Origin of the sequence: Paenibacillus tyrphae (assembly GCF_000722545.1) — a bacterium.
Classification (GTDB): Bacteria; Bacillota; Bacilli; order Paenibacillales; family NBRC-103111; genus Paenibacillus_G; species Paenibacillus_G tyrfis.
In genome coordinates this window covers 282,472-307,057 of record NZ_JNVM01000017.1, presented here as the reverse complement: position 1 = coordinate 307,057, position 24,586 = coordinate 282,472, and the positions used below count along the sequence as shown (strand labels likewise).

Here is a 24,586-nt window from a genome sequence, read left to right as displayed (position 1 = left end):
ATACGAATGAAGTGATTTGAGCGGCATCATGATCTACGCGGCTTCAGATAAGGCGGATCGTGATGTCGTTTTTACGCTATCCAACAAATCTGCGCCAAACGGCATAATTATGCTTGCACCTTACGTAACGTAAGGTTTTATAATGAAGCTACCGGTATAAAGCTAGCGCCAAAGAGTGGAGATGATGAATGAAGAGCTATTGGAAGATCGGAGACCTCGCCAATCTGACGGGGCTTACCGTACGAACCTTGCGTTTTTATGATCAAATCGGGTTGTTCTCTCCGTCGGAACATACGGAATCCGGCCACAGGCTGTACAATGAATCGGACCTGTCGCGTTTGCACCAGATTTTATCGCTGAAAGAGCTGGGGCTATCTCTTGAGGAGATTAAATCGGTTTTAACCGGCGGGCAAATCAGTCCGCTTGAGATCGTCAACTTGCAGATCAACCGAGTCAAAGAGCAGATCAAGCTGCAGCAGAAACTGTTGGAGCAGCTCGAACATGTATCCAAGCTTATGCAGGGCAAGGCGCAATTAACGGTGGAAGATTTCACGAGCCTTCTGCAAGCGATGAAAATGTCATTTGAGAAGCTGGTCATTGAGCGGCAAGCGATTTGGGAGCGAAACCTGGATCTGTTGGGGGACTTTCTTGCCGAGGAGAGAATGCCGAAACCTAAGGAGGAAAATCAATGAATGAACGATTTGTTAAGCATGCGACCTTCGTCGTCGAGCGGACTTATGCCGCCTCGCCGGAGCGGGTTTATCAAGCCTGGGCTGACCCGGTTGCCAAAGCGAAATGGTTTTCGAAGCCGGAGATCTTCGACTTTCGGGTTGGCGGGCGCGAGTACAGCAGCGGCGGGCCGCCGGAAGGGCCGGTCTTTACGTTCGACGCCAGCTACCAGGAAATTGTTCCGGAGCAGCGCATCGTCTATACGTACACCCTGGATTCCGGCAGCACACGCGTCTCCGTCTCGAATACAACGGTCGAGCTGATCAAGCTGGAGGGCGGCACGAAACTCATTTTTACGGAGCAAGGGGCCTACTTTGACGGACACGATACACCGGAAATACGGGAGCACGGTACCAAACTCATGCTGGACGCGCTCGGCAAGGTCTTTGAAGAGGGGAATGGTCATGACCATGGGTAAAAATGAAATTATTTCCTCACGTGAGTTCGATGTACCGCGGGAGCTTGTATTCCGGGCTTGGACAACCCCTGACTTGCTCGCTCGTTGGTGGGGGCCGCGTGGCTTCACGAATACATTTCACGAGTGCGATATCAGGCCGGGCGGCACGTGGCGTTTCACCATGCATGGACCGAATGGCACGGATTACCCGAACCATAGCGTCTTTGTCGAGATCGTGCCGCTGGAGCGGATCGTGCTTGATCATCTGTCCAGTCCCGAATTTCGGGTAACGGCAACTTTTGAGAACCTGGAAGGCCGCACCAAAGTTACTTACCGTCAGCTTTTCAAGATAACCGAGGAATTCGAGCAAGCCAAGGCATACTGTATTGAAGGCAATGAACAGAACCTCGACCGGTTAGGCCTGTTGCTGGAAGAAATGTCCTCCTAGCTATGCGGGAGGAATTAAAAATATCGCCGTTCACACGCTCTGTCGGAGCTGGACGGCGATATTTTTATGTTCTTTCGTTCAGCGCGGCTGACGGTTTCAATCGACGTTCCTCTTGCTTATTCGCCACATAACTATGCAAAATCATGCCGAGAACAACGACAATCATCCCGCACCAAGATAAAAGAGAAGGCAGCGGGATCGACAAAAACAGCAGCTCCCCGGCTAAGGCGAACAGGACTTCCATCGATTGCGTGGCTTCGACCGAAGCCAGCTTCCGCATATTTCCTCGCACCATATCCGTTGCTTTGAAGAAGAGGACGGTGGCCACGACGCCGGAAAAAAGGGCGACCAGCAGCGCTTGAAAGCTCTGCTCCTTGCTTGGCAATCCTACGGTAGACAAGCCATACAAGGAAAGGACCAGCCAGAAAGGCAGACTTGCAATCGTCATGCCCAATACCCTCTGAAAAGGATCCAAACGCCCCTCGCAAAGCTCCATCATTTTCCGATTGCCCAAAGGATAGGCGAACGACGCGATCAGCACAGGGACCACCCCGAGCATTAGGCTTTCGAAGGAAAGGCTTTTGGCATGTTCAATCTGCATGAGAATAATCCCTAGCAGGATGAGGAGCGACATGATCAGACCCTTAACGGGAATTTTCCCCCGGGCTTGCATGGGTCCTTTGTCGGTCGAGATCGTTTCCCAAAATAACGGTGCAAGCAAAGTGCCCGAGATAATCGTAACTTGCCATGTGCCGGCAATCAGCCAGCCGGGGGAATATGCGGTTGCGAAGCATAAAGGAGCATAGAACAACCCGAATCCCACCGTACCCCACAATAGCCACGTTCCAGGTTGTTTTCTCATTTCCGTTAAGAGCGGACGCAGGTTTTTTCGAGCCAGTACGATGCCCAAGAGCAGCGGAACCATGAAGAGATAGCGCAGCGAAGCGCTCCAAATCCAACTCCCGCCGGACAGCTCCATCGAGGCATTGAGAACAAAGGTAAAAGCAAAAAAGAAGGCCGAGCATATACCGATCAAAATGGGCTTCAACTGGACTCACCTCGGTTCCGTTGGTTGGGTTAGCAGCTCGCCGAGACTTAGCCAGTTTTCTTCGACAAGACGGACAACCTTTTCATACTCCCCACTTCGGCAAGCGGCCATAATGTGATTGTGCTGCTCCACGGAATTTAACCCTTTCAGGCTATTAAATTGGGAAATCTCCAGTCGCTGAATTTTGGGGATACTGCGTTCTAATGCCAGTAGGATCTCCGGGTTCCCGGCCGCGTCCAAGAACACCTTGTGAAAATGCGTATCCGCCTCGATGGCTTGAATCACGTCGCCTTGTTCAATCGCAAGCTGCAAGGCGTTATTGCTTGCCTCTAGTGCTTGAAAATCCGCTTCCTTCAAAACAGGACATGCGAGCCTTGCCGCTAAAGCGTGCAAGACGGCGACGACCGTAAATGCGTGCTTCGCCTCCGTTACATTTAATGGCGCTACGTAAGTGGACGATCCCGGGAGGGAGGCGACCAGGCCTTCATCTTCAAGCCTTTTGAGCGCCTCCCTGACCGGCGTGCGGCTAATGCCGAATTTCTCCGCCAATTCTTTGTCGCTCAAGCGTTCTCCGGGATGTAATTCCAAGGTGATAATCCACTTTTTTAAAGTTTGATAGACTTCATCTCTAAACGACTGCCGTTGAATGGGTTGAATCTGATCTTTTTTCATAAAACCAATATATCGGATATTGGTTTGTTGGGCAATATTAATTTTTGATCCGGTAGCGCCGGCGATTTATCAGCAAAACTAATAAAAGCTATAAAATCCTTTTAATTGATCCGTTTCCCCGGCTATGATAGCTTGGAGATAAGATAAAATTAATTATATAAGAATACTGGGAATTATTTTTCATCCTATGTGAGGTGCATATTGTTGATATTACAGGTGATGAACAGTCCTTTTAATCAAGAGCAAGTGGAGCTTCTCAACCGTTTGCTGCCTACGCTTACCGAGGTGCAGAAGATTTGGCTGAGCGGTTATTTGACGGCTCTGCACAAAACTGAAGCTTCGGCGGCTGCTCCGGCCGTGAACCAACCGGTCCTCTCCAAGGAGGTCACGGTGCTATTCGGTTCCCAGACCGGGAACAGCCAGAAGCTGGCCAAGAAGCTGAGCGAAAAGCTGAAGGAGCAGGGCCTCCAGCCAACGCTTTCCTCCATGAGCGATTTCAAGCCGAATACGTTAAAGAAGGTTGAAAATCTGCTCATTCTGGTGAGTACGCACGGGGAAGGCGAACCGCCGGATAATGCGCTGTCTTTCTATGAATTTCTGCACAGCAAGCGGGCGCCGCAATTGGAAGGCTTGCGGTTTTCCGTATTGGCTTTGGGGGACACTTCCTATGAATTTTTCTGCCAGACGGGCAAGGACTTCGACAAGCGTCTTGAGGAGCTCGGTGGCAAAAGGCTTACCGCACGCGTTGACTGCGATGTCGATTTTGAGGATTCCGCGGCGGAGTGGATGGATCGTGTCCTGGCTTCTCTGAACGAGGCCCCTGCGGCCCAGTCCTCCGCAAATGGCGGCGGTGCAACCGTCTGGAACGAGACGCAGCCGACGGAATATTCGAGGTCTAACCCGTTTCAAGCCGCAGTGCTTGAAAATTTGAATCTGAACGGCCGCGGATCGGACCGGGAAACACGTCACCTGGAGATTTCGCTTGAAGGATCCAATCTCCAGTATGAGCCGGGCGACAGCTTGGGCGTGTATCCCAAGAATCATCCCAGACTTGTCGACGAACTGGTCCAGGCGATGGATTGGAACCGGGAGGAGCTCGTTCCGGTCGATAAAAACGGCAACGAGCGCACCCTGCTTGAGGCTTTGACCGGTCATTATGAAATTACGGTTCTGACCAAACCGCTGTTGGAGCAAGCGGCCACTCTTTTCCCGGGCAGCGGCCTGCAGGAGCTGCTTGCGCCGGGACGTGAGCAGGAGCTTCGAGCGTATATCAAAAGCCGGGATTTGTTGGATCTGGTGCAGGATTATCAGCTTAAAGGAGTATCGGGCAGATCATTCGTATCGATTCTTCGCAAGCTGCCGCCGCGTCTTTATTCCATTTCCAGCAGCCCGAAGGCGTACCCGGACGAGGTGCATCTCACGATCCGAAAGGTACAATACGAAGCGCACGGACGAGAGCGATACGGCGTATGCTCGACTTATATCGCCGAGCATTTGGAGCTGGGCGATTCGCTGCCGGTATTTATCCAGCACAATCCGAATTTCAAGCTTCCGCAAAATCCGGATACGCCAATCATCATGATCGGACCCGGCACAGGCGCTGCTCCGTTCCGGGCTTTCTTGGGCGAGCGGGAAGAAACCGGGGCGCAGGGCAAGACGTGGTTGTTTTTTGGCGACCGCCATTTCTCCACGGATTTCCTCTATCAGGTCGAGTGGCAGCGTTGGCTGAAGGATGGCGTGCTGACCCGCATGGATGTGGCGTTCTCCCGCGATACGGATCAGAAGGTCTATGTGCAGCACCGCATTCTTGAACACGGCAAGGAATTGTATCAATGGCTGGAGGAAGGAGCCGGCATCTACGTGTGCGGAGACGAAAAGCACATGGCGCATGACGTTCATGCCGCTCTCGCCACCATGATCGAGCGGGAGGGCGGACTTAGCTCAGAGGCCGCTGCGGAGTATTTGGCACGATTGCAACAGGACAAACGTTATCAGCGAGATGTCTACTGAGTTCAGACTCAAAGATAACGAGAGGGGATAGGGACATGAGCGAAAATAATTTACTTTCAGCAAATAGTGCGCCTCATAGCGATGTAGAGGAGATCAAGAAGCGAAGCGACTACCTGCGGGGATCTCTTGCGGACACGCTCACGGATAGAATCACGGGCTCCATTCCCGAGGACGATAACCGCTTGATGAAATTTCACGGAAGCTATATGCAGGATGACCGGGATCTTCGCAACGAGCGGAATAAACAGAAGCTGGAGCCGGCCTACCAGTTCATGGTGCGTGTGAGGGCCGCAGGCGGCGTCGTTACGTCGGAGCAATGGCTGATGATGGATCGCATCGCGCAGCAATATGCGAACGGAACGATTCGTCTCACGACCCGGCAGTCGTTCCAGCTTCACGGCGTGATCAAGTGGAACATGAAGCAGGTCATCAAGGAAGTCAACGAAGCGCTGTTAAGCACGCTTGCGGCATGCGGGGACGTCAATCGTAACGTGATGTGCAATCCGAACCCGTACGCTTCCGAAATCCACGAGCAGGTGTACGAATGGGCCAAGAAGATCAGCCATCATCTTGATCCGCGAACCAGAGCCTATCACGAAATTTGGCTGGATGAAGAGAAGGTTGTCGACAGCCGTGACGGCGAAGCGCAAGAACCGATATACGGACCGGTTTACTTGCCGCGTAAGTTCAAGATCGGCATAGCCGTGCCGCCTTCCAACGACGTCGATGTCTTCTCTCAGGATCTTGGCTTCATCGCGATTCATGAGGGAGGACGGCTGCTGGGCTTCAATGTGGCTGTCGGCGGAGGCATGGGGATGACGCACGGCGATCCGCAAACGTATCCGCAGCTGGCGCGGGTGATCGGGTTCGTCACACCGGAGCAGGCCGTCGACGTGGCCGAAAAAACGGTCACGATCCAAAGGGATTATGGCGACCGTTCGGTACGAAAGCATGCCCGGTTCAAGTACACGATCGATGACCGCGGTTTGGAATGGTTTATCGACGAGCTTCATCAGCGCTTGGGGTGGAAGCTGGAGGAAGCGCGCCCTTATCATTTCGACCACAATGGCGATCGTTATGGCTGGGTGAAGGGAAGCAACGGCAAATGGCATTTCACCCTCTTCATTCAGAACGGCCGGGTGAAGGACGAGGACAATTACCTCTTAATGTCCGGGTTGCGGGAAATTGCCAAGGTGCACAACGGGGATTTCCGTCTGACGCCGAATCAGAACCTGATCATAGGCAATGTATCGGCCCAGAAGAAGAAAAAAATCGAGGAAATCATCAAGGGATACGGACTGACCGACGGGATTCAATATTCCGCGCTGCGCAGAAACTCGATGGCCTGTGTTTCCCTGCCGACCTGTGGTCTGGCGATGGCCGAATCGGAGCGCTATTTGCCCACGCTGCTGGAGAAGATCGAATCGATCTTGGATGAGGCAGGATTGCGTGAAGAGGAGATTGTCATTCGGATGACCGGCTGTCCGAACGGATGCGCCCGGCCTGCGCTTGCGGAGCTTTCCTTTATCGGCAAGGCTCCGGGGAGATACAACATGTACTTGGGCGGCGGCTTCTCCGGCAACCGGCTCAATAAAATGTACCGCGAAAATATTGACGAGACGCAAATTCTTGCGGAGCTGCGGCCGATCTTGAACCGCTATGCGAAGGAACGCGAGGAAGGCGAGCATTTCGGCGATTTCGTGATTCGCGCAGGCTACGTTAAAGAAGTCCGTTCGGGACTTGATTTTCACGAGTAAGAGTAACGGAATATTTTTATATGACAAATCGGATGAGCTGTCCTTGAAGTAGATTTCTACTGAAAAGACAGCTCTTCTTTATGGATCGGTCCCTGCATTGACATATCTGTATTTCTATATATAATGAAATAATAGACCTGCAAACATGGTTAATTCCTATGCGTAGAGATTTTCCATGTATGCTGCTTTTTTTATTGTATCTAAAAAGATAGATATCGCGATATATAAATTCATGGCGTGAAAAGTCGGATGCAAGGCAAAATAACAAAAAGAATCGAGGAAGACAATATGTCTGCAAACCATTCGAACAAACGACTGAGCGATATCCCATTCTCCGTGCTCGATCTGTCTCCTATCATCGCCGGGGGAACTCCTGCCGAGTCTTTTCGCAACACGCTGGACCTTGCCCAGCATGTAGAGAAGTGGGGGTACAACCGCTATTGGCTGGCGGAACACCACAATATGCCTTTTATCGCCAGCTCCGCTACTTCCGTTGTGATCGCTCATGTGGCGTCCGGTACGTCAACGATCCGGGTAGGCTCGGGCGGGATCATGCTTCCCAACCATTCGCCTCTGGTGATCGCAGAGCAGTTCGGAACGCTTGAATCCCTGTTCCCGGGTCGCATTGATCTGGGTCTCGGGCGCGCGCCCGGCACCGATCAGCGAACCACATTCGCGCTGCGCCGAGACATTCGGAGCGGAGGCCAGGATTTCCCCGACCAATTGGCCGAGCTGCGGGCCTATTTCGACCCCTCGTTGGCCTCAGGCCCGAGGCATGTGAGGGCGATCCCGGGAGAGGGCCTGACGATTCCTATCTGGCTGCTCGGTTCCAGCGGCTTCAGCGCTCAACTGGCCGGTCAGCTCGGTCTGCCGTTTGCTTACGCCAGTCACTTTTCGCCCACCAACACCGTGCCGGCGATGGAATTATATCGTCGTGCCTTCCAGCCTTCGAAAGTGCTTGAGAAGCCGTATGCGATGGTTGGCGTCAATGTCATTGCCGCGGATACGGATGAAGAAGCGGAACGTCTGGGCACGACATTGCAGCAGCAATTCCTCAACCTGATCCGGGGGCATGAAGCGCCGCTGCAGCCGCCTGTGGACAGCATGGACGGCCTATGGAGCGAGCACGAAAAACAAGCCTTGCAGAACCAGCTTGGCTCCTCCATCTTCGGCAGTCCGGAAACGGTGAAAGAAAAGCTGCAAGCATTCCTGGACGCTACCCAAGCGGACGAAATAATGGTCGTTGGCCATGTGTTTGATCATCAGGCACGCCTGCGTTCTTACGAAATCGTCGCCGATATTATAAAATCGTAACCCATTGTATAAACCTACAAAGGCTTCGCACGATGATCTTATCATTTGCGAAGCCTTTAGCATGGAGGAGGCACCTAAAATCCAAGAACGAAAGACAGCATGTTGCCGCAGCAACACACTTAAATTCCTGAATTTTCCCCACATAAGCACCCCATATCATTTGTTTTCTCAAGGCCCTGCCGTTGTTCCCATAAGTGCTGCCCCCGATGGAAGAATGGAAAGGCGATAAACGCCAAAAGCATGAGGATCGCGAATAGGACAGGACCTTGCCCGAAACCTAGTACGCTCAGTAAAATACCGCCAATCCAAGCGCTAACACTCTGCCCGATAAATGCCAATCCGCTGGCGCCATAATAGGCCCCTCTCAGATGTTCGGGCGCAATTTCACCGATAAGCACATCTCCAATGACAAAGCATAAGATTTCGCCCGTTGTAAAAACGACCATCGACAAGGCAAGCATCAAGATATTGTCAAAAATCCCAAACCCGAACAGACCCAATCCAAATAACAGGCACCCGGCTTTTAATGCCGTTAAGGAAGAGAAGCGCTTCATCAGTTTGGCAAGAGGATATTGCAATACCAATACGGAGAGCGTATTGACCACGAAAAGAAACGAATACGATTCGACCCGATCATGACCAATATATTGCGATAAGGTAGTATCCAAGTGGGAATAGGCACCTGTGACAAATACATTACCCAGAAGAAAATAGAGGAATATTTTATCGGTAAAAATAATTCGTGCCATTTGGTTCATCGTGATCGATGCCGATTTCTCATGAAGCTTCTGCTTGAACATGACCATGAAAACCACCAAGACCAAGGCGTAAATAAAGAAAATTACAGCACTTGCGAAAAACGGCAAAAGCGATGAAGAGCTGCCTGCGCCAAGCTTCAAGCCCACCAATGGTCCAATAGCTCCTCCCAGATTGATAGCAAAATATCTCGCATTAAAGGCGTCGGCACGATGTTCGGAAGGAGTGACGTCGGCCAACAGGGCTCTGGCGGTCGGTTCAAAAACACTGCGGCAGAGACCGTTTAGCGCACTCAATAAGAAGAAAGCCCAAGTTTCGGTGGCAAAGGCGAAGCCTATCAAGACAAGACTCCAGGCGGCCATCGATGAAATCATAACCGGATATCTGCCCAGACGATCCGATAATGCTCCTCCAACAAAGCTGCTTAAGGTTCCGGCCAATAAGCTTACGGCTAAAATGGCCCCGACGGTTGCCGGATCGATTCCCTTGACTTTTCCCAAATAAATACCCAAAAACGGCAGTGTCATAAAAAATCCTGTGCGCGACAGGAAGGTTCCGATAATGACTCCCCATGCTACCGGATGAAACCGGGGCAGGTTTAAGCGCTTTTTTAAGATCATGTTCATCCTCTTCATCACCTTTGCTGTTTCGTCTTCCCTAACCCTCAGTATAGCTATCAAAAAAGGGATAAAAAGAGTATGATTTGATTAAATCACTTCACCTTTTTTAGCGAGAAATGAGGTTCACTATGTTGACGGTTCCGCATTTTTTAGAGCTTCGCCAATATTTTAACAACCATGAGGTAGGTAAGCCCTTCTCGGTTACGGTCGACAAGCTTGCCGGGATATGGTACTGTACGCCTCGCTACGCTAAACTGATTGTCCGTAAGCTTTGCGAGCTGGGCTGGATTGAGTGGAAAGCCGGGCGGGGCCGCGGTCATACTTCTATGCTGACCTTACTCACGGATTCGGGCGAAATCCTCCTTCGGGAAGTTAAGCTTAGGATGGAGCAGGGGAATGTAAAGGAAGCGATGGAGCTGATGAACCGTTTCGGGGCGGCTGCTGTCAAAGAGCAGTTTATGGACTGGCTGTCGGAAGGAATGGGCTTTTCCACCCAAGCCGTTTCCAATAAGCTGCAGGATACGCTGCGATTTCCCGTGTACCGTTCGATTTTAACGCTTGACCCCGGACTGATTTATTATAATTTCGATGCGCACATGGTAGGCCAGTTGTTCAATACGTTGGTCGAATACGATCAGGAAAGCCGAACCGTCACACCTTGTATCGCGCATTCCTGGGAAAGCAGCGTCGATGCCAGAGAATGGACGTTTCATTTGAAAAAAAGCGTCATGTTCCATCACGGGCAAGAGCTGACTGCTCACGATGTCGTTTTTTCACTGGATCGACTTCGCTTGAACCCTGATCGATTTGAATCGAGCTGGATGTTTCAAGACATCGAGAAGATCGATGCCATGGACCATAAAACGGTGCGAATCCGTTTGAAAGAACCGAATTATTTGTTTCTGCGGTTTCTTTCTACGATTCCCGCAAGTATTGTCCCCGAAGAGATTGTACGGGCAGGCGAAGCGGAATTTGGGAAAAAACCGGTAGGAACAGGCCCTTTTCGAATGGTTCGTCTCAATGAGGGCATCTGTATTTTGGAGGCATTCCCGGCGCATTTTCAAGGCAGGCCGCACCTGGATCGTGTCGAGGTCCTCATCTTCCCCGAAATAGAAACAGGCCGCTTGAAGGAGCCTGACTGGACATCGGTTATGATTTCGGACGGGGATGCTTCCAAAGCGCAGCGGGATGCTTTGATGAAAGGAAACGGCGAGTGGCTTGACATGGAAACGTTGTTCTGTTGCTGCGGTTTGCTTGTATTTAACCAGTGGAAGACCGGTCCGCAAAACCATCCAAAATTCCGAGAAGCTCTTCATCACATCATCGATAGAGAACGGATGATTGCCGAATTGGGGGGCGACCGGGTATTTCCCGCGCAAGGATTCCGTCCATACCGTCCGGTCTCCGATAAGATAACGGCAGCGAATTCCAGTGTAAGTCGTTCGGAAATTTTGACCATGTTGAAGGCGAGCGGCTACCAGGGGGAAACGTTCCGTTTGCTTACAACCGAATATCACGGGGAAGACGCCGCTTGGATTCGGGAGCGATGCGAGTCTTTTGGCGTTCATATGGAAATCGAAATTACAGATCCGTCCGAATTTGCGGTTCACCATTCTTTGCCACAGCATGACTGTCTATTGTTTGGAAACACTTTTAGCAACGACGAGGTATGCGAGCTGGAGATGTATCTGCAAAAAAATTACTTCTTGTCTGCATTTGACGATCCCATGGCGGAGGCTGTAAAAAAAGCGGCCGAATCTATTTTTCGCGAATCCGACGAGAACGAACGCCAACACAAACTGGCAGATGTGGAAGATCTGATACGGGAGACGTATTCCGTCCTGTACCTTGTTCAAAAGAAAAACAATACTTCGTTTCATAAATCGGTTCGTGGAGTTACCATTAGCGCTTTAGGCTGGCTTGATTTCCATAAGATTTGGTTTCATCCGCATGTCTCGCCTTGAGCAAGAATAAAGTAGGCCGACCCTTACGCTGCATGAGCTTAGGATCGGCCTGCTTCTTAGTTAGGCTTGCGCTCAGCTTCCGCTTTCCAGCGCTGCCAGCAGTTGGGCGTACGTCGGCGCGAGCGCCCGCAGCAAGGCGGCCGCCGAAGCGTCGTCGCCGGTGACCAGCGGGTGCTGCATCGAGCCGATGATCCGCGCCCGCTCGGCCGCGATCCGTGCGGCCTCGGCGTATCCGACGCGCGCCAGGCAGGTCGCGGCATCCGCGGCGCGGCGCGCGCCGACCCGGACCGCGAAGTAAATCAAGTGGCCGCGAAGCTCCCTGCTGCAGCCGCTCTCGATGAGCGCCGCGAGCCCTTTGGCGGCTTCGCCGTTGCCGAGGGTGTCTGCCGGCGTGTTGTTGTTGCCCTCCATCGAGAGCCAGCGGATCGCGGCGGGGATCGACGCCCTGATGGCATCCGCCTCGGACACTTCCGCGAGCCAGGTGAAGCCGGTGCGCATTGTGTACGGCTTGCCGTAGCTGAGCGTCTCGGCTCGCCAGGCCGTCATGAAGTCGCTCAGCGGCAGCGAAACGTACGGATAGCCCTGCGGGTCGTGCATGAGCACGCGCTCGTCGTCAATTTCAAGGACGACGACGTAATGGTCGGCGCCGATCGGTCCGGTCATTTCCGGTTGATGCCGCAGATGCCCCATCTCCAGCGGGCCGATCCATACCGGACCGTCCGACAGGGACGCTTTGAGGCGGGCGAGGGCCTCGTCGGCGTCGCCGCTTTTGGTAACCGTGGACGCCCAGCCCAGGGCAGCCAGCGCGTCGTCGAAGCCTGCCTCGGGGTCCCAGCCGTACGGATCGAAGAACGGCAGCGTGCCGCCGATCAGCTGCATCCCGAACGGGCTGCCGGTAGCGAACTCGATCACGGCCGGAGAGGGTGAGCCCGCCCCGAACATCATCGCGAAGGAATTGGCGTAGCAGTACGGGCCGGAGCCCGTGTAGGTAACGTGCGAAAGCGCCTTTTGAGTAACCATCGTAAGATCCTTGCCTCCTTTGGATAGTTGCGGCCCATGCCGCTGTTTGATGGGCAGAGAGCTTAAGGCTTCACCGGGATGTACAAATCGATTTGGGTTCGTTCATCTTCCGGCTCGGTAAACCGTTCGTCGTATACTTCGAGGTCCATGCCTTGCGACGGCTCCAGACTATGCAGGGGCAACCATTTTCTGTAAATTAATTCCATCGTCTCTCCGAGACGGCGCAGACTGCCGGTGTGAGTAAACACGGCGTAGGTCTGTTCCGGCACCGTGAATGTAATCATGCCGTTCGGGATGTGCTCTCCCGTCGTCTCAAAGCCGGCAATATACGAGAGATCTCCGTTCGAGCCGGGGATGCAGACGCCATACGAGACGTCCGGCTGCAATTTTTCCTGAATCTCATCCTCCCGCGGTACAAATCGGTCCCACAATTGGGGAATGCCGCCTTCGCTGCTTTTGTTGTTCCACTCCATCCCGACAACGGTAAAAGCGGCTTTCTTCACCAGCTTCGGTTCCATGTTCGTTCCTCCTGTAATGGAAATATAATCGACCATGTGCTGAATCGCAGCCAGAAGCTTTTGTTGGCGTCCAATTTCGTCACGAATGCTGCCTGCGTGCTCCAAGAGGATCGGCTTCAGCTTTTCGGCATCCCCCAGCGTCCCGTTTCGTTTGAGCTCGCGAATGATCTCGATGCCGAGCCCCATGGAGCGCAGAAACAAAATTCGGCGCAGCTCGGGCAGTTGCTCGGGCGAATAGAAGCGATATTGATTTTCCTCGCCGACCTTGACGGGCGTGAACAAGCCGACGGCGTCATAGTGCCTAAGCGTTTTGGCGGATACGTTAAAAATGCGCGCCAATTGCCCAACGGTAAGCATGGCGGATTCTCCTTTCGCATCGGTCTGATTCCATCCTACAAGATTACCGCAGGGGCAAGGTCAAGACCTTTGTTCCTATTGTCCGGAATGACAAAGGACACGGCGGTTCCTTCGTTCGGCTTGCTGCGAATGGACAAGCCTTGACCGTACAATTGCGTCAGGCGCCGGTTCGTATTGGAAAGTCCGATTCCGCGTTTTCTTTGTGCCGCCGGATTCAATAGCTGCTTGACCTTGTCCGGCTCCATGCCCTTGCCGTCATCCGCGACTTCGATATGGATGCCCCCCTCCTGTCGGGCAATCCGGATACGAAGCGTCCCGCCTTTGTGTTGACTGAGAAGACCGTGCTTGACGGCATTTTCGACCAGCGGCTGGATCGAAAGCGGAGGAAGAAGCAAGTCGATGCCGGGATCAACCTCCCACAAGACCGACAGCCTGCTGCCGAACCGCTCTTGTTCAACAAACAGATAGGCTTCCACAAGCTCCAGCTCGTAAGACAGCTCTACAAGCTTTCCCGTATTGAGAAAATCAAAGCTGATCCGCAAAAAGGATGCAAACGCATCGCCGAGCTGGCGCATTTTTGCCGTGTCGATCTCACTCAGCGCCATAATGGAATTCAGCGTATTGAACAGAAAATGAGGATGAATTTGTGCCTGCAGATAGGCGGCTTCCATACGTAACCGTTCTTGGATGGATTGCTTCAGCGTGATTAACGCCCTGATCCGGTATTGCAGCTCCAACGCGTCGACCGGCTTGGTCACATAATCGTTGGCTCCCGACTTGAATCCGGTATAGATGTCGGCAGGCTGACTGCGTGCGGTCAGCAGCAGCACCGGAAGCTCGGATAAGGAGTACTGCTCCCTTACCTTCTGCGTCAACTCGTAGCCGGACATCTGCGGCATCATGACATCGGCAATCAGCAGATCCCATGGCTGTGTACCCAGCAGCTCCAGCACCTCGCGGGCGGAATGAGCGGTCGTGACATGATACGGCTCCGACGAAAGGATGCCGACAAGCACATTCAAGTTGACGGGATCGTCATCCACGGCCAAAATGTGCGCCTTCACGTCATCCCCAAGCGGCGGGACAAGCACGGAAGCAGCCATTTTGCCGAGGGCGTCATCCGAGGCCATCGCCCCGGCACGCACTTCTTTCAAGCCGTTCGCGATATGTTGAGGCAGAAGCGGATTTTGCGGCAGCGATGGGAGATGCGATACGTTAGCTAACGGCAGGTTAAAGCTGAACACCGAGCCCTTCCCAAGCTCGGAGCGGACGGTCAACGAACCGCCGTGCAATTCGACCAACTGCTTGCATATGCTTAACCCAAGTCCGATGCCCCGCCCGTCGCTTATACCATAAGATCCTTGTTCATAAGGGAGAAACACCCTCGCCTGGGTCTCCTTGTCCATGCCGACCCCGGTGTCGGAAATATGGATCACGGCGTGCCCTTCCCGGGTCTCGGCGGACACGGAAATGGTTCCTTCCTCCGTGTATTTGAGGGCGTTATGCACCAGATTGTATAAAATTTGTACGAGTCTTTTCTCATCGGCCATGACCGGCGGCATTGATTCCGCAATGTCCATATGCAGCCGTACAGGCTTGCCCTCAAGCATGAATTGAAGCATGCCGATGACGCCGGGAACGACGGATTGAATGTGCAGCGGCTCTTGCTGCAGCGCGATGCGGTGTTCCTGGAGCCGTGCGACATCGAGAAGATCGCCAAGCATATGCGACATGCGGCGGCTGATGGTGATCAGCAGCTCCATGTCTTTCAGGCTGCGCTCGTTCAGCTTCGCTTTCTCTTTGGTCACCACGCTCTGCGCGATATTGATAATGCCGTGCAGCGGCGTTCTCAGCTCGTGCGATGTATTGGCAAGAAACTGATCCTTCAGCTTGTCGGCCTTCCTTAATTGATCGTTGAGTGCGGCGTTTTCCCCGGCGTTGCGGAAATATTGTTTAAACCAGTAGGCCGAAAAGCCGATAATCGCCGCAATAATATCGATCGGATAATAAACGGGTGTATAGGAGCTCCGCAGACTCCAGAGAAAGCTCGACATAATACCGACTGCGGACATCACTAAAAAGACGCCGTCGTTGACGGCTTTTTTCCCGAAGAGCATAGTTCCTGCCGTATAGGCAAACCAAGTGAAGGGGAGCAAGTAGAAGCAAGCAAATATCCCCAAGTCAACCGATCCATTCACCCATGCCGCATTGGCAGCGAACAGGAATCCCGTATAAGCAAGGAGCACCGCGCTGAGTACCCGCAAGCCGACACTCTTCGGAGGAGCCGAAGAGAACCTTCGAAAGAGTAGAAGCATGAAATACGAATGCCATAGGAGGGCGATCAGTCGGATTTTCAGCGCCCATGTATAGTTGATCGGCAGCCATAGCAAAAGCAGGTTATCATGACCGGTCGTAATGGCAATTCCGGTTGCCAGCGTCAACAGAAAGACAATGACCAACGTCCGTTCCTGCGGGTTAAACGTATAAAGGATAAAGGCATACATCCCGTGAAGCATCAGGATGATAAACGTAACCAGTTGAAACCCGATGGAATACCAGCGTGCATAGTCGATCGCTGCTTGGGAGCCAAAGTAAATGGGGCGCAGGATCCCGCCGTTATAAGGGTCGTCGAAATTCGCCACCCGGATAAGCAATTCAAGCTCTGTAGCCCCCAGTGTTTCGTAGGAGGCCGTGTAGGAGACGTTTTCGGGCGTATACTCATTCGCATGTTCGGCAGGCTTTCCGATATTGGGATTAACCTGCTCGTTGATTTCCACACCGGATGAGGCCTGTATGCCCCGCAACCAAAAAGCGACAGGCTGCTTCAGCGGGTCGACCAGAATGCGCAGCCGATACGTTCCGTACCCATACGAGTGATCCGAGCCATTCGCCAGCACGCTGCTCCAGTCTCCCGGAACTTGAATCGGGCGAGATTCGTTTGCCGTCAACGCTATGTCCCGGTGAAATGCCAATTTGTCAGGGTAGAACTGCCACTCGCCATCCAAGGAGATGGTAGGGGATCGATCCAAGTCCACACCGCGCAAATCAAGCACGCCATGGACGGCCTGGGGGTGCTCCAAGGTGGAGAAAATTTCGGTCCAAATCCAGCGCAGGCCGAGGAGAATGCCGAGAAATAATATAATGGTCGCTATATACTTAAGCGTGGTGTGATTTTTCATTCGCATCATACGAAGAAGTTCGACGGAACTAGGGCTTATTCCTTTCGTTTAACTTGCAGCTATGATAATAAAAACAGGTTAGGAGTAGGATTCCTAACCTGTTGGAGAATAGACGAAGCTGGGCTTACAGAAACTTTTTCATTTCGTTAAAAGCCAGATGACGATGGCCGGCCTGGCAGTGCTGCTCGCCGCCGGTTTCTCTGGTAAAGACCTTTGTCGTGATGGACGCCGCATTGCACAGCTCTTGCTGGATTTGCGGCAGACGGCCGATCGGAACGTACTGATCCTCCTCCCCGGCCAGCAGCAATACATCTTGGTTGATCAACGGGCCGAGTCCGGCCATCGTATGCTTCTCGAAATTTTTGAGCAAACCGAACGGGGTGGTCTCGCCCGTATTTTCCATGCCTTTTGTGATTTTCCAGTTTAGATCGATATTCGACGCCATCATGCTGTAGAACATGTCATTGATCTGATCGGCATCATTGGCAGCCAACAGGGAGGATAGCTTGTTCCAGACATCGTCCGGCATTCTCATTTTCAGCGCATCGAGACCGCAGTAGAAAATGTTGAAGGCGATCACTTTATCAATCCGTTTCTCAAAAGCGGCCGCGCGCATCGCAAAATAACCGCCCCACGAGGCTCCCAGTACGCTGACACGGTCAAGCTTGAAATAGTCGATGACGGCGGCTACCGGTTTTTCCCAATTCGGAATGAATTTCAAGCCGTTTTTGAGCGCCGTGCCTTGTCCGGGTCCGTCGAAGACAATAATATGATAATCGATCCCTCTTAAGAAGTTCATCATCTTGAGAATTTCTTCCATGTAGGCATCGTAGCCGGCGAAGACGAGCAAGGTTTTCCGGGCACCCGGCGTAACTAATTTCACCGCAGGAAGATACGAATCCTCATAGGGGATCTGATAGGATTCATAGTCGAAATTGCGAAAGCCTTTGTAGAACGTCTCGCGGTACTTATGATACATCTTCTCTTTGTTCGGATCGGACGGAGTCACATAAAATTCGGCAGCCTGATAATAAACGGAAGCGAGATCGTAATCCTGCCGCTCTTCCCGCATGACCGCGTAATCCAGCCAGGCTTCATACCAGCTCTCCGCATCCTTTAATCTCGGGATGATCCCTTGCAAATCCTGATTAGCTCGTTCGTCTTCCTGATAGAAGTCATTCAAGAAACGGTTGATTTGCAAATTGAATTGCTCGTTGTCAACATAGGATTTAAACATCGTTATCCCTCCTTGATTGGGTTACAAACCTTATAGTAGAGGGCTCGGCCCGGTCTAACCATAAGCAAAAAAGTTCAAGAAGTACGAAATCGGACGATGCGCATACCTATGGTTCGAAAAGCGACTTTCAGAAAGGAATGGACGAGATGGAAGAAGACGTTCGAGTGTATAAAACCAAAAAAAGCATTTCCGAAGCATTCATCCAATTGCTGCACGAAAAAGATTTCAATCAAATTACGATAAAGGACATTTGTACCCGTTCGCTGACCAGCAAATCGACTTTTTACAGTCACTTTCTCGATAAGTACGACCTGCTGGAAAAGCTGGTGAAGAAGCATGCCGACACGTTCGAGAGGGAAATTGCGCGGCGCTTTGAATCCATGAAGCAAGGCAATGTGGGGGAAGTCATTGAAACGATGATAGATCAAGCGGCAGTCCATAAAACGGAGATTGCCGCACTGCTGAACGTACACGTGTCCGCAGCGGATTTGCGCGTGGAATTCGAGGTGATTTTATACAATGCGTGCCGCGCTTATCTGGAAAAGGAACCGGCTGAGCTCGCCGTTTCGATCGACTATCTGGCGAAGCTGTACGCGGCCAATGCCATGGCGCTGCTTCAATGGACCTTACAAAACGGCAAGGATGCGAGCGCCGTAGCTTTGGCCGACAGCATGCAGCGGTTTATTTTTGATCAGGTTCGGCGGAGTCATGGATGGTGAGCTTGTGAGAATTTTGAGAGAAGCGTCTGATACGATGCAAGGGGGTTATACATATGAGGTAAGCTTCGGAGGAGGAAAGGACAAGTGACGAATCGGGGGTATTTCAACTCGTTTGCAGGGAAGTTGTGGGTATGGGGCATTGCAATCATGATGGTCTCTGTAACCTTATTTACTTATCCTGTGCATGCGGTGGAACAATGGAGTCAATACGCCAAAATAGGGCGTGGAAGCAACGATATTGTCGGAGCCTTCTCGAAACCGAGCGGCTTGACGGTAGATAGCAGCGGGAATTTGTATGTAGCCGATACGAGTAACAATCGTATCCAGAAGCTGACCGCAGCTACAGGCATGTGGAGTGAATGGGGAAAGGGCTATGGAGCATTTGGAACCCGCTTGGGCGAGTTTGCCAATCCAACAAGTGTGGCGTTAGACCGCAGCGGGAACGTCTATGTGGCCGATACGGGGAACGACCGTGTCCAGAAGCTGACGGCAGCCACCGGGGTGTGGAGTGAGTGGAAGCGCAGCGATGGAAGATCGGGAAGCGGCTTGGGCGAGTTTAAAAATCCGAGCGGCGTGGCGGTAGATAGCAGCGGGAATGTCTACGTGGCCGATACGGGTAACCATCGCATCCAGAAGTTGACGGCAGCTACAGGCGTATGGAGCGAATGGAAGAAGAACGGGGGAGGATCGGGAAGCGGCCTTGGGGAATTTAACGGTCCGGCCCGCGTGTCGGTAGACGGCGGCGATAATATCTACGTGGCTGATACGGGCAACCACCGCATCCAGAAGCTGACGGCAGCTACAGGCGTATGGAGCGAGTGCGGCGGAGGGGCAGGAACCGGCCCTGGACAGTTTTCTTCTCCCTCCAAAGTGGCTATCGATCATAGCGGCAATATCTACGTGGCCGATGCGGGTAACCATCGGATCCAAAAACTGACGGTAGCTACAGGCGTGTGGAGCGAGTGGAAGCGCAGCGCTGGAGGGGCGGGAAGCGCTCTGGGCGAGTTCAATAATCCCAAAGGCGTGGCGGTAGACGATAGCGGGAATGTCTACGTGGCCGATTCCAATAATGAGCGTGTCCAGAAGTTAGACATTTCATCCAATTCATGGAGTGAGTGGATCTACATTGGAGGGGTGATTGGCAAAGGCCCGGGTGAGTTCAAGTATCCGAACGGTGTGGCGGTGGATAGCAAAGGCAACGCCTACGTGGCTGATTTCGGCAACCATCGCATCGAGAAGCTGGATGTATCGACAAGCGTATGGAGCGAGTGGGGGAAGGGCAACGGACAGTTCGGAAGCGGCTTGGGTGAGTTCGACGGTCCGACCGATGTGGCCGTGGACGGCAGCGGGAATGTCTATGTTTCCGATTTTTATAACCACCGTGTTCAGAAGCTGACGGTAGCGACAGGCGTATGGAGTGAGTGGAAGAAGAGCGGCGGAGGGGCGGGAAGCGGCCCCGGAGAGTTTAACTATCCTAGCGGTGTGGCGGTAGACGGCGACGGTAACGTCTATGTGGCCGATTCCGACAATAACCGTATCCAGAAGCTGACGGCGGCTACGGGCAAATGGAGCGAGTGGAAGAAGAGCGATGGAAAGCCCGGAAGCTCCTTGGGCGAGTTTAATTATCCTACCGGTGTGGCGGTGGACCGCAACGGGAACGTCTATGTGGCGGATATGAAAAATCATCGCATCCAGAAGCTGATGGTAGCTACAGGGGTATGGAGCGAGTGGAAGAAGAGCGGCGGCGGCGAGGGAAACGGCCTCGGAGAGTTTGCTGAACCGTATCACTTGGCGGTAAACGGCGACGGGAATGTCTATGTGGCTGATTCCAATAACCATCGCATCCAGAAGCTGACGGCAGCTACAGGAAAGTGGAGCGAGTGGAAGAGAAGAGGCGGAGGGACAGGAGGCGGCTTAGGTGAGTTTTACAGTCCGTTAGGCGTAGCGGTGGATAGCAGCGGTAATGTCTACGTGGCCGATTCCAGCAATCATCGGGTGCAAAAGCTGGAAGGCGAGAACACTCCTCCGGGCGTACCGACGAATGTAACGGCGGAGGTAGCGAATGGCGAAACGCAAGCGACCATCAAGTTTACGGCGCCTGTTAGCGACGGAGGCAGCACCATTACCGGCTATATCGTGACTTCGAGCCCGGGAGGGTTGACGGCAAGCGGCACAGACAGTCCGATCACAGTGACGGGCTTAACGTACGGCACGGCGTATACGTTCACCGTCGTTGCGACGAACGATTTGGGGAATTCTACAGCTTCGCTGCCATCGAACAGCGTAACGCCTACGGCATCGACCGCGCCTGGCGCGCCGACCCATGTAACAGCAGAGGTAGCGAATGGCGAATCGCAAGCAACCATCAAGTTTACGGCGCCTGTCAGCAATGGAGGCAGTCCCATTACGGGCTATACCGTAACTTCGAGCCCGGGAGGCTTGACGGCTAGCGGTACGGGCAGTCCGATCACGGTGACGGGCTTAACGTATGGCACGGCGTATACGTTCACTGTCGTTGCAACGAACGGCGTGGGGAATTCTACAGCTTCGCTGCCATCGAACAGCGTAACGCCTACGGCATCGACAGCGCCTGCTGCGGTACCTGGCGCGCCGACGGCCGTGACGGCAGTGGTAGAGCGGGGGCAATCGCAGGCGACCGTGACCTTCACTCCGCCTGCCAGCAACGGAGGCAGCGTCATTACGGGCTATACCGTGACTTCGAGCCCGGGAGGCTTGACGGCCAGCGGTACAGGCAGTCCGATTACGGTGACGGGCTTAACGTATGGCACGGCGTATACGTTCACCGTGGTTGCCATCAACGGTGTAGGAAGCTCGGTCCCTTCGGTTCCATCCAATGGTGTGACGCCGACCGCGTCTGCGACCGTGCCGGGCATACCGACGAACGTAAAAGCCGTTGCGGGCAACGGGGAAGCGACCGTGACCTTTACTCCGCCAGCCAGCCATGGAGGCAGTCCAATCGTAAGCTATACCGTCGTGGCTAGTCCGGGAGGCAGAACGGCAACGGGCACGGGCAGCCCGATCACGGTGACCGGCTTAACGAATGGCGTAACCTATACGTTTACGGTAATTGCGACCAACAGTATCGGCAGCGGTACCGCTTCTGACGTTTCCAACGCGGTAAGGCCGGAAGGCTCTTCCGATAGCGGCAGCAGCGACAATACGCCGACCTCCGGAAGTACGTCTTCTCCGTCGGGGCCTTCGGCAGCATCGGAATCCGATAAAACGGGTGCCGTCGTTCTTGTAAACGGACAATCGGTAAATGCAGGCACGGTAAAAGTAACGACAGTCGATTCGCGGAAAGTAACGACTGTCACGCTTGACCGGAATAAGCTCGAAGAGAGGCTCGCCAAGGAAGGCAAATCCGCGGTGGTGACGATACCGGTAAATACCGCATCCGATGTCGTCATCGCTGAGCTTAACGGGCAGATGGTGAGCGGCATGGAAGCGCAGCAAGCGGTATTGGAGATCAAAACGGATCGAGCGGCTTATCGTTTGCCGGCTCGTCAGATCAGCATCCAATCGATTTCCAATCAGGTAGGTGGATCGGCTGCACTGCAAGATATTAAGGTTCAGATCGAAATTGCCGTACCTAAAACGCCGGTTCCAGCGCCTGAAGGAACGATTGCGATTGTCGTCCCGCCGCTTGATTTTACGGTAAGAGCTATTTATAAGGATAAAACCGTGGAAGTGACCGAGTTCCAAGCTTATGTCGAACGCACCATGGCCATTCCGGACGGCGTCGACCCTAACAAAATCACGACAGGAGTCGCGATAGAGACAGATGGCACGCTGCGCCATGTGCCGACGAAGGTCGTGCTGTCGAACGGCAAGTATTATGCCAAGATCAACAGTCTGACGAATAGCGTCTATTCCGTCATATGGCATCCGCTTGCGTTTAAAGACGTTGAGCGGCATTGGGCCCAGCAAGCCGTGAACGACATGGGATCGCGTCTGGTCGTGAGCGGCGTCGGTCAAGGCGCATTCCATCCCGATCAAGATATTACGCGTGCGGAGTTTGCGGCTATTCTGATTCGCGGATTAGGATTAAAAGCAAAAGAAGGGGGACAGTCTTTCTCCGACGTTGAACGGAAGGATTGGTTCGCCGGTGCGGTTGGGACGGCATATGCGTACAACCTGATCAGCGGCTTCGAAGACGGCACCTTCCGCCCGAATGAGAAGATTACTCGCGAACAAGCGATGACCATCATGGCAAGAGCGATGACCATTACAGGGCTTGGCGCGAAAACTTCCCCAACGGCGCAGCCGCTGCTGAACTCCTTCGCCGATGCGGGGACGGTATCAGATTGGGCGAAGAGCGGAATTTCTGACGCCTTGCAATCCGGGCTCCTTTCGGGACGAAGCGGCACGGAGCTGGCTCCGAAAGCCTTCATCACAAGAGCGGAAGTTGCGGTTATTGTGCAACGGCTTCTACAGAAGTCCGATCTGATTTCATAAGTTTACAGCTGCAAGAAGCCGACATCGCGTCCTCAAATAAACGCGATGTCGGCTTTAAACTTAACGGCCAAATTCCTTATTGATTATTTTATCGTGAGCCGGCGCCACTTCCGGGCCTACCGAGTTGATGCTCGTTACCACAATATGCTTCCCGTCTAGGGATCCGTAGGCTCTCGATTCATATCCGAAAGTACCGCCGGCATGCCCCCAGTAGGATTGCCCGTCCGCTGTTTTAAATTCATAAATCCCTAGTCCGACTTTACCCATAGGTCCATCTACTGTTGTGTGCATCTGGCCCATCATCTCTTGAGTCAGAAGCTTCCCGCCCAACAGCGCACTGAAGAAGGTAGTCAAATCATCAACTGTTGAGACTATATCTCCGGCTGCATTTGCCCATGATTGATTCATTTCTGTTAAATCATACAAATGACCCGATCTGTCCATATTATATCCTGTGGCATGCTTACCCGGAATTTCGTGACTATTTCCCATCACAAATGTTCCTGTCATTCCAAGCGGTATGATGAACCGTTTCCTGATCTGCTCCGCATACGTTTCTCCTGTTACCTTCTGAATAATTTGACCGGCTAATACAGTATTCATGTTGGAATAGTTCCAGCCCTTCCCTGGCGCAAATACAGGCGGCTTTGAAAGTCCCATGCTGATAAGGTCATCGACGGAATAGTAACGGTACGGATTTTGAGGCAAAGTAATATCTCGGAAATCCAAATCTGTATAGCTAGCAAGCCCACTTGTATGATTCAATAACTGACGAATCGTAATTTTGTTGCCGTCATACCCGTCACCTTTTATGACCCCCGGCAGCCATTTTTCGACCGAATCATCCAGATTCAATTTTTTCTCGTCAGCCAACTGCAATATAACGGAGGCGGTGAACGTCTTTGTGATGCTTCCAATACGGAATGAAAAATCGGACTCCACCGGGCGTGGTACTTCGTAACTGGCTGTACCTGTAGCATAAGACCAGCGTTTCCCGTCCTGTAGCCCGCCAGCTATGACACTTGGGACTCCTTTGGTGGTTACCACCTCATCCATGACGCGTTCGACTTCATCCCGATGCTTGCTTTTCTTTTCCTTCTCTGTGTTCACTTGTACCGCGCCTTCAGTCTGTACCGCGTTTACAGATCCATAAGCAGGGAAGACCAGCGTACCCGCCAATATGGCTGTTAATGTAAGTGCGGTCCCTTTTTGAATGATGAATGATTTCATAACGCATCGCTCCTATTATTTTGGAATGTTGTGTTGCTTCACCCCCTGACCTTATCTCCGAGGTTGTTAAATTGAACAGTGATGAAACCGCCAAGCTTCTAATGACATCGTACTTGGTCCTGTCACATTTACCGT

General features: G+C 52.8%; 17 protein-coding genes. 9 read left to right on the top strand and 8 right to left on the bottom strand.

What is annotated here, in order from left to right; translation table 11 throughout:
• Positions 1-188: 188 nt before the first annotated feature.
• Genes ET33_RS21755 through ET33_RS21745 form a run of 3 tightly spaced genes read left to right on the top strand, consistent with a single transcriptional unit; the run spans position 189 to position 1,574 of the window.
• Positions 189-692, top strand: coding sequence for a MerR family transcriptional regulator (locus tag ET33_RS21755; protein WP_036686546.1), 504 nt, complete (start codon positions 189-191; stop codon positions 690-692).
• A complete protein-coding gene (locus ET33_RS21750; protein ID WP_036686544.1) occupies positions 689-1,147 on the top strand; it encodes an SRPBCC family protein in 459 nt (152 codons plus the stop codon). The genes ET33_RS21755 and ET33_RS21750 overlap by 4 nt, the downstream gene beginning before the upstream one ends.
• Positions 1,134-1,574, top strand: a complete 441-nt coding sequence (locus ET33_RS21745) for an SRPBCC family protein (protein WP_036686542.1) — start codon at positions 1,134-1,136, stop codon at positions 1,572-1,574. Before ET33_RS21750 ends, ET33_RS21745 begins: the two co-directional genes overlap by 14 nt.
• Before the next feature lie 64 nt (positions 1,575-1,638).
• On the opposite strand, the gene ET33_RS21740 is transcribed toward ET33_RS21745, so the two are convergent.
• Positions 1,639-2,622 carry a DMT family transporter gene (locus tag ET33_RS21740; protein ID WP_036686541.1) on the bottom strand — a complete coding sequence of 328 codons (984 nt, stop codon included), beginning with the start codon at positions 2,620-2,622 and terminating at the stop codon, positions 1,639-1,641.
• 6 nt (positions 2,623-2,628) lie between these two features.
• On the bottom strand, positions 2,629-3,294 hold the full coding sequence (locus tag ET33_RS21735) for a GntR family transcriptional regulator (protein WP_036686539.1): 666 nt from the start codon (positions 3,292-3,294) through the stop codon (positions 2,629-2,631).
• Between the two features lie 204 nt (positions 3,295-3,498).
• Between ET33_RS21735 and ET33_RS21730 the strand changes: the two genes are divergently transcribed.
• From ET33_RS21730 to ET33_RS21720, 3 genes are all read left to right on the top strand, one after another.
• Positions 3,499-5,304 (top strand): assimilatory sulfite reductase (NADPH) flavoprotein subunit, encoded by a 1,806-nt coding sequence (locus ET33_RS21730; protein WP_036686537.1) that lies wholly within the window; start codon positions 3,499-3,501, stop codon positions 5,302-5,304.
• Between the two features lie 35 nt (positions 5,305-5,339).
• Positions 5,340-7,061 carry an assimilatory sulfite reductase (NADPH) hemoprotein subunit gene (gene cysI, locus ET33_RS21725; protein WP_036686535.1) on the top strand — a complete coding sequence of 574 codons (1,722 nt, stop codon included), beginning with the start codon at positions 5,340-5,342 and terminating at the stop codon, positions 7,059-7,061.
• Positions 7,062-7,349: 288 nt separating this feature from the next.
• Complete coding sequence (locus ET33_RS21720) at positions 7,350-8,375, top strand: LLM class flavin-dependent oxidoreductase (RefSeq protein WP_036686533.1); 1,026 nt, start codon at positions 7,350-7,352, stop codon at positions 8,373-8,375.
• Between the two features lie 119 nt (positions 8,376-8,494).
• Here ET33_RS21720 and ET33_RS21715 read toward each other — a convergent pair whose 3' ends face one another.
• Positions 8,495-9,757 (bottom strand): MDR family MFS transporter, encoded by a 1,263-nt coding sequence (locus ET33_RS21715; RefSeq protein ID WP_036686531.1) that lies wholly within the window; start codon positions 9,755-9,757, stop codon positions 8,495-8,497.
• A gap of 122 nt (positions 9,758-9,879) precedes the next feature.
• Here ET33_RS21715 and ET33_RS21710 point away from each other — a divergent pair, with 122 nt between their 5' ends.
• On the top strand, positions 9,880-11,715 hold the full coding sequence (locus tag ET33_RS21710; protein WP_036686529.1) for an SgrR family transcriptional regulator: 1,836 nt from the start codon (positions 9,880-9,882) through the stop codon (positions 11,713-11,715).
• 72 nt (positions 11,716-11,787) lie between these two features.
• On the opposite strand, the gene ET33_RS21705 is transcribed toward ET33_RS21710, so the two are convergent.
• The 4 genes from ET33_RS21705 to ET33_RS21690 all read right to left on the bottom strand — a co-directional run bounded on the left by ET33_RS21705 (position 11,788) and on the right by ET33_RS21690 (position 18,026).
• Entirely contained in the window at positions 11,788-12,735 is a 948-nt protein-coding gene (locus ET33_RS21705; RefSeq protein WP_036686527.1) for a hypothetical protein, read from the bottom strand.
• 62 nt (positions 12,736-12,797) lie between these two features.
• Positions 12,798-13,610 carry a MerR family transcriptional regulator gene (locus tag ET33_RS21700; protein ID WP_036686525.1) on the bottom strand — a complete coding sequence of 271 codons (813 nt, stop codon included), beginning with the start codon at positions 13,608-13,610 and terminating at the stop codon, positions 12,798-12,800.
• A 35-nt stretch (positions 13,611-13,645) separates the two neighbouring features.
• A complete protein-coding gene (locus ET33_RS21695) occupies positions 13,646-16,798 on the bottom strand; it encodes a hybrid sensor histidine kinase/response regulator (RefSeq protein WP_167336442.1) in 3,153 nt (1,050 codons plus the stop codon).
• Positions 16,799-16,913: 115 nt separating this feature from the next.
• A complete protein-coding gene (locus tag ET33_RS21690; protein WP_036686523.1) occupies positions 16,914-18,026 on the bottom strand; it encodes an alpha/beta fold hydrolase in 1,113 nt (370 codons plus the stop codon).
• Between the two features lie 146 nt (positions 18,027-18,172).
• On the opposite strand from ET33_RS21690, the gene ET33_RS21685 reads away from it, so the two are divergent.
• Both ET33_RS21685 and ET33_RS38535 read left to right on the top strand, forming a co-directional pair.
• The gene (locus ET33_RS21685) at positions 18,173-18,745 is read left to right on the top strand and encodes a TetR/AcrR family transcriptional regulator (RefSeq protein ID WP_036686521.1); all 573 of its coding nucleotides are present in this window, start codon (positions 18,173-18,175) and stop codon (positions 18,743-18,745) included.
• An 84-nt stretch (positions 18,746-18,829) separates the two neighbouring features.
• Positions 18,830-23,221: a fibronectin type III domain-containing protein gene (locus ET33_RS38535; RefSeq protein ID WP_051775500.1), complete on the top strand. Its 4,392-nt coding sequence runs from the start codon at positions 18,830-18,832 to the stop codon at positions 23,219-23,221.
• Positions 23,222-23,281: 60 nt separating this feature from the next.
• Here ET33_RS38535 and ET33_RS21675 read toward each other — a convergent pair whose 3' ends face one another.
• Positions 23,282-24,451 carry a serine hydrolase domain-containing protein gene (locus ET33_RS21675; protein WP_036686519.1) on the bottom strand — a complete coding sequence of 390 codons (1,170 nt, stop codon included), beginning with the start codon at positions 24,449-24,451 and terminating at the stop codon, positions 23,282-23,284.
• Positions 24,452-24,586 lie beyond the last annotated feature (135 nt).